General features: G+C 67.8%; 4 protein-coding genes. 3 read left to right on the forward strand and 1 reads right to left on the reverse strand.

Features of this window, described 5'->3' with window-relative positions:
* Positions 1 to 798: arabinosyltransferase C-terminal domain-containing protein (locus VN856_RS01955; protein WP_325685617.1), on the forward strand; the 798-nt coding region annotated here is incomplete at its 5' end.
* Positions 799 to 802: 4 nt separating this feature from the next.
* Here VN856_RS01955 and VN856_RS01960 read toward each other — a convergent pair.
* The gene (locus VN856_RS01960; RefSeq protein WP_414686848.1) at positions 803 to 2221 is read right to left on the reverse strand and encodes an MFS transporter; all 1419 of its coding nucleotides are present in this window, start codon (positions 2219 to 2221) and stop codon (positions 803 to 805) included.
* Between the two features lie 274 nt (positions 2222 to 2495).
* On the opposite strand from VN856_RS01960, the gene VN856_RS01965 reads away from it, so the two are divergent.
* Positions 2496 to 5777: an arabinosyltransferase domain-containing protein gene (locus tag VN856_RS01965; RefSeq protein WP_325685621.1), complete on the forward strand. Its 3282-nt coding sequence runs from the start codon at positions 2496 to 2498 to the stop codon at positions 5775 to 5777.
* Positions 5774 to 6534 (forward strand): arabinosyltransferase domain-containing protein (locus VN856_RS01970; RefSeq protein ID WP_325685623.1); only part of this gene is annotated, 761 nt, incomplete at its 3' end. The genes VN856_RS01965 and VN856_RS01970, both read left to right, overlap by 4 nt.

Here is a 6534-nt window from a genome sequence, read left to right on the forward strand (position 1 = left end):
CCGGGCGTCAACGGATCGCGCGCGCGGCTGCCCTTCGGCCTCGATCCGGCCAAAACTGCGGTATTGGGCAGCTGGCGATCCGGCGTCCAAATACCCGCCCGGTTGCGGTCGGCCTGGTACCGGCTGCCCGACAAAAGTCAGCGCGGCGATGCCGGACCACTGCTCGTAGTCTCGGCGGCGGGCCGCTTCAGCTACGGCGAGGTCCAGATCCAGTGGGCCAATGACAAACAGGCCGCCGACAACAAGCCAGGCGGCGCAACAGGACTCGCGGACGTCGGCGCGGCCCCGGCGTGGCGCAACCTTCGGGCTCCGATGTCCGCGCTGCCGCCGGACGCCACCCAGGTCCGGGTGGTGGTTAACGACGAGGACCTCGCGCCGCAGCACTGGATCGCAGTCACCCAGCCGCGTATCCCGCAGCTGCGCACGCTGCAGGACGTCGTCGGCTCGACGCAACCGGTGCTGTTGGATTGGCTTGTGGGACTGGCTTTCCCCTGTCAGCGACCGTTCGGCCATCAGAACGGTGTGGACGAGGTGCCGAAGTGGCGGATCCTGCCCGATCGGTTCGGCGCCGAGGCCAACTCGCCGGTGATGGACAAGAACGGCGGCGGGCCACTGGGCGTCACCGAGTTGCTGGTGCGCCCGAACACCGTGCCGACGTACCTGAAAGACGACTGGTCCCGCGACTGGGGTGCGCTGCAACAACTTACGCCGTACTACCCGAATGCCGAGCCCGCCCGACTCGACCTGGGTTCGGCAACCCGCAGCGGATGGTGGAGCCCGGCGCCACTGCGCCAGTAACCGTTTAGAACGCGACCTGCCGGCGCCCGGCGCGATAGGCGGTCACACAGGCAGTCAGCGCAAGAATCGCGAACACAGCGAACGCCCAATGAGCCGCTGACACCCCGCCGTCGTCGACGAGGTTCACCACCACCCCGGCCAGCCCGGCGCCGAAGGCGCCGAAAATCAGCTGTACCGAGTTGATCGCGGTCGCGGCGGCGCCGCCCTCAGCCGGGTCGTCGACGTCACTCATCGCCCACGCCGAAAGGTGGGGCGAGGCGGCACCGACACCCACCCCGACGGCCAGTAGCGCCACTGCGCACACGACGATGACGCCGACCTTCGCGCCTTGCACATGAGTGACTCCGGCCAAAGCCAGCCCGCCGCCGACCAACAGTGGTGACGCGATCACCACGATCAGGATCGAGCGCGTTTTGTTCAACGAGCCACTGACGAGTCCGCTGATCATCCAGCCCAGCGATAGCGCCGCGCCCAATAGTCCGGCAACGATCGGACCCAAGTGCGCCAGCCGCTGGCCGAACAGCGGCACGTATAGATCCACCTTGGTCGCCGCGACCATCAGCCCCAAGGTCAAATAGACCCACTTCAGCGGGCCGAACCCGTAGACGCTGGCCGGCAGCACCGCGGTATCCATTCGGCGGTCGACCACCAGGAATGCGCCAACCAGCAGCCCGCTGAGGATCAGCAGGCTGACGGTTGCGGCGATGTTGTGCGGCAGCGAGGCCACACTGACCGTCAGCGCCGCGGCGCCCAGCAGGAAGACCGATGGCACCGGGACCCTGGCCCCGGCGCGGTCGGTGGGCGGTTCTCCGCCGCCGTCCATGCTCAGCAGGCCCGGCGCCAGCCCGGCCATCGCCACGCTCAGCATCGCGAGCAAGCCGAACGCCCACCGCCACGCGCCGAACTGCGCGAACAGGCCGCCCACCGCGGGGCCGATCAACGCGCCGATACCCCACGTCGAGGCGGCCATCGCAGAGCCCCGACTCCAGAGCGATCGCGGCAGCACGGCGTTGATCACGGCAAAGCTCAGACCGCACAGCAGACCGCCGGCGAGTCCTTGCAGGAAGCGGCCGACCAGCAGGATCTCCATGCTGGGTGCGGCCGCACAGACCAGGCTGCCGACGCCGAGGACGGCGAAGCCCATCAGGTACGAGACGCACGCGCCGATGCGGTGCAGCAGCGTATTGACGGTCGCTGCTGCGACCACCGACCCGACGAGGTAGAGAGTTGTCACCCACGCGTAGATCCGCTCGCCGCCGATCTCGTTGATCGTGCTGGGCAGCATGCTGATCGTGAGGAACTCGTTCGTGGAGTACAGGACCACGCCCCCAGCGATAACAGCCGAGGTCCGCAGGTAAGGGGGACTCCATAGCTCACGCCACTGGCCGGCGGCAATTTGTTTCTGCTCCGTTAAATTCACCACCGCTGACCTACTAAACCATGTTCGCGCGGAGTAGTCGAACGGCCCCAAACGGTGCGTTGGGCCACGTCGCGGGCTCAGATGGTGTCGTCCGGCACACTGACCTGCATCGTCGCCGGCCGAGATTCTATGAATGCGGTTTGGATCGTTACGGATTGATTACCGATCAGCCCGTCTCCCTACCAGGCAGCCGGGCTGTGGCCGATTCCGACTCCTCCTCCGCCCACGGCGCGGGCTGCATCGTCGCCGGTGGCTTAGTCGCCTACCATCGTCCCTCGTGCCCCACGACGACAGTGAGCGATCGACGCATCGGCTCGCGCGGCTGGTCGCCGTCGTCGCGGGCATCGTCGGTGCGCTGCTGTGCGCGCTGGTCCCGCTGCTTCCGGTCAACCAGACGACGGCCACCATCTTGTGGCCGCAGGGCGTCAACGCCGACGGGCACATCACCGACATCACCGCCCCGCTGGTCTCCGGGGCGCCGCGGGCGCTGGACATCTCCATCCCGTGCGGCGCGATCGCCACGCTGCCCGCCGACGGCGGCCTGGTGGTGTCGACGCTGCCGGTGAACGGCTTCGAGACCGGCAAGAGCGGGCTGTTCGTACGGGCCAACAAGGACACCGTCGTCGTCGCGTTCCGGGACACGGTCGCCGCGGCGGCGCCCCGCCCCGCCGTCGCCGCCGGCGCCTGCAGCACCCTGCACATCTGGGCGGACGCCGGCGGCGCCGGCGCGGACTTCATCGGGATCCCCGGCGCGACCGGCAAGCTGGCGCCGGAGAAGAAGCCTGCGGTCGGCGGGATCTTCACCGACCTGGCGGTGGCCGCGCAGCCGGGATTGTCGGCTCGCATCGACGTCGACACCCGCTTCATCGTCGCCCCCACGATGCTCAAGCGGGCCGTGCTGGCCCTGGGCGCGCTAGCGGTGCTGGCCTCGATCGCCGCGCTGGGCGTGCTGGACCGGCAGTCGGGACACCGGACGCCGCGCAACTGGCGGCACTGGTTCGGCCCCGGGCTGGCGACTTGGCTGGCCGACGCCGGGGTGGTCTCGACGCTGCTGCTGTGGCAAGTCATCGGCGCTACATCATCGGACGACGGCTACAACCTGACCATGGTCCGGGTCTCCGGGCAGGCCGGCTACGTGGCCAACTACTACCGGTACTTCGGGACGACCGAGGCACCCTTCGACTGGTACCAATCGCTGCTGGCCCAGCTGGCATCGGTCAGCACCGCGGGCGTGTGGATGCGGCTGCCTGCGATGCTGGCCGGCATCGGCTGCTGGCTGATCATCAGCCGCTATGTGCTGCGACGCCTGGGCCCCGGCAAGGGTGGGCTGGCGAGCAACCGGGTGGCGGTGTGGACCGCGGGCGCGGTGTTCGTGGCGGCCTGGCTGCCGTTCAACAACGGCCTGCGGCCCGAGCCGCTGATCGCGCTGGGCGTGATCGCCACCTGGATGCTGGTGGAGACCGCGATCGCGACCCGTCGGCTGGTGCCGGCGGCGGTGGCGATCATCGTGGCGATGTTGACGGCGACGGTGGCGCCGCAGGGCCTGATCGCGATCGCCGCCCTGCTGACCGGCGCGCGGCCGATCGCGCAGATCATCACGCGGCGCAAGGCAACTGACAGCCTGCTCGCACCGTTGGCGGTGCTGGCCGCGTCGCTGTCGCTGATCACCGTCGTGGTGTTCCGGTCGCAGACGCTGGCCACTGTCGCCGAGTCGGCTCGGATCAAATACAAAGTCGGACCGACGATCGCGTGGTATCAGGACTGGCTGCGCTACTACTTCCTCACGGTGGAATCCAACCCGGACGGGTCGATGGCGCGGCGGTTCGCCGTGCTGGTGCTGCTGCTGTGCCTGTTCGGGATGCTGGTCATCCTGCTGCGCCGCGGCCGGATCCCCGGGGTAGCCAGCGGCCCGGCGTGGCGATTGGTCGGCACCACCGCCTTCGGCCTGCTGCTCTTGACCTTCACTCCGACGAAGTGGGCGATTCAGTTCGGTGCATTCGCGGGGCTGGCCGGCGCACTCGGGGCGGTCACCGCTTTCGCGCTGGCCCGCATCGGTCTACACAACCGCCGAAACCTGACGCTGTACGTGACGGCACTGCTGTTCGTGCTGGCGGTGGCGACGTCGGGCGTCAACGGTTGGTTCTACGTCGGCAACTACGGCGTGCCATGGTGGGACATCCAGCCGGTCATCGCCAGCCACCCGGTGACGTCGATCTTTTTGACGCTGTCGATCATCACCGGACTGCTGGCCGCATGGCAGCACTTCCGGATGGACTACGCCGGCCACACCGAAGTGACGGACAACCGGCGCAACCGGGTGCTGGCGTCGACTCCACTGCTCGTGGTCGCGACGATCATGGTCGTCGGTGAGGTCGCGTCGCTGGCCAAGGGCGCGGTGTTCCGCTATCCGCTCTACACCACCGGCAAGGCCAATCTCGCCGCGATCAGTTCGGCGCTCTCGCCCACCAGTTGCGCCATGGGCGACGACGTGCTGACTGAGCCCGACCCCAATGTTGGCCTGCTGCAACCGGTTCCGGGACAGACGTTCGGGCCCGACGGTCCGCTCGGGGGCGCCAACCCGGTGGGCTTCAAACCCGACGGGGTGGGTGATGACCTGAGGTCGTACCCGGTGGTGACCAAACCAGGGGTGGTGAATTCCGACGCGTCACCGAACAAGCCCAACGCCGCCATGAGTGACTCTGCAGGGACGGCCGGTGGAAAAGGCCCGGTCGGGGTGAACGGGTCGAACGTGGCACTACCGTTCGGCCTCGACCCGGCCCGCACGCCGGTGATGGGCAGCTACGGCGAGAACACCTTGGCCGCCACTGCCACCTCTGCCTGGTACCAGTTGCCGCCACGGACCGCCGACCGGCCGATCGTGGTGGTATCGGCGGCCGGGGCTATCTGGTCGTACAAGGAGGACGGCACCTTCACCTACGGACAGTTGCTGAAATTGCAGTGGGGCATCTCTCGGCCCGACGGGACCACCCAGCCACTCGGGGAGGTGCAGCCCATCGACATCGGACCCGAACCGGCCTGGCGCAATCTGCGCTTTCCGCTGACCTGGGCACCACCCGAGGCCAACGTGGCACGCATCGTCGCCTACGACCCGAACCTCAGCCAAGATCAGTGGTTCGCGTTCACGCCGCCTCGGGTGCCGGTGCTGGAAACGCTGCAACAACTGATCGGATCGCAGAAACCCGTGCTGATGGACATCGCGACCGCGGCCAACTTCCCGTGTCAGCGGCCGTTCTCCGAACACCTTGGGGTGGCCGAGCTTCCGGATTACCGCATCCTGCCCGACCACAAACAGACAGCGTCGTCGTCGAACGGTTGGGAGGCCAGCGGGACCGGCGGCCCGTTCCTGTTCACCCAGGTGCTGCTGCGGACCTCGACGATCTCGACCTACCTGCGCGGTGACTGGTATCGCGATTGGGGATCGGTCGAGCAGTACTACCGGCTAGTGCCGAGCGATCAGGCGTCGAATGCCGTCATCGAACAGGGTGTGATGACCGTGAACGGCTGGAGCCGCCAAGGTCCGATTCGGGCACTGCCATGAGCCCGGTCATCGAAAAACGAGCAGACGTCGCCGCGGGCCGCGACGTCCGGACGACGCGGTGGGTCGCCACGATCGCCGGACTGATCGGCTTCGTGCTGTCGGTGGCCACACCGTTGCTACCGGTCGTGCAGACGACGGCGATGCTCAATTGGCCGCAGCAGGGTCAACTGAATAGCGTTACAGCACCGTTGATTTCGCTATCTCCGGTCGACGTCACGGCCACCGTGCCGTGCGCCGTGGTGCGGGGCCTGCCGGCCGACGGCGGTGTCGTGTTGAGCACGGCGCCGAAGAAGGGCAAGGATGCGGCGCTCAATGCGCTGTTCGTCGTGGTCAACGGCAAGCGCGTCGACGTCACCGACCGCAACGTGGTCATTGCCAGCGTCTCGCGCGAGCAAGCGGAGTCCGCACAGTGCCGACGGATCGAGATAACCTCAACGCGCGCCGGAACTTTCGCCACCTTTGTCGGGCTGACCGATGCCGCGGGCAAGCCTCAGTCCGGAGGTTTCGACGACCCCAACCTGCGTCCGCAAATCGTCGGGGTGTTCACCGACCTGACCGGTCCCGCGCCACCCGGGTTGAAGTTCTCCGCGACCATCGACACCAGGTTCTCCACCACCCCAACAACGTTGAAGCTGCTGGCGATGGTGGGCGCCATCCTGTCCACCATCGTCTCGCTAGTCGCCCTGTGGCGACTGGACCAGCTCGACGGTCACCGGATGCGCCGGCTCATTCCGGCGAACTGGCGCAAGTTCACCCT

It is taken from the genome of Mycobacterium sp. (genome assembly GCF_035603715.1).
Taxonomy (GTDB): Bacteria; Actinomycetota; Actinomycetes; order Mycobacteriales; family Mycobacteriaceae; genus Mycobacterium.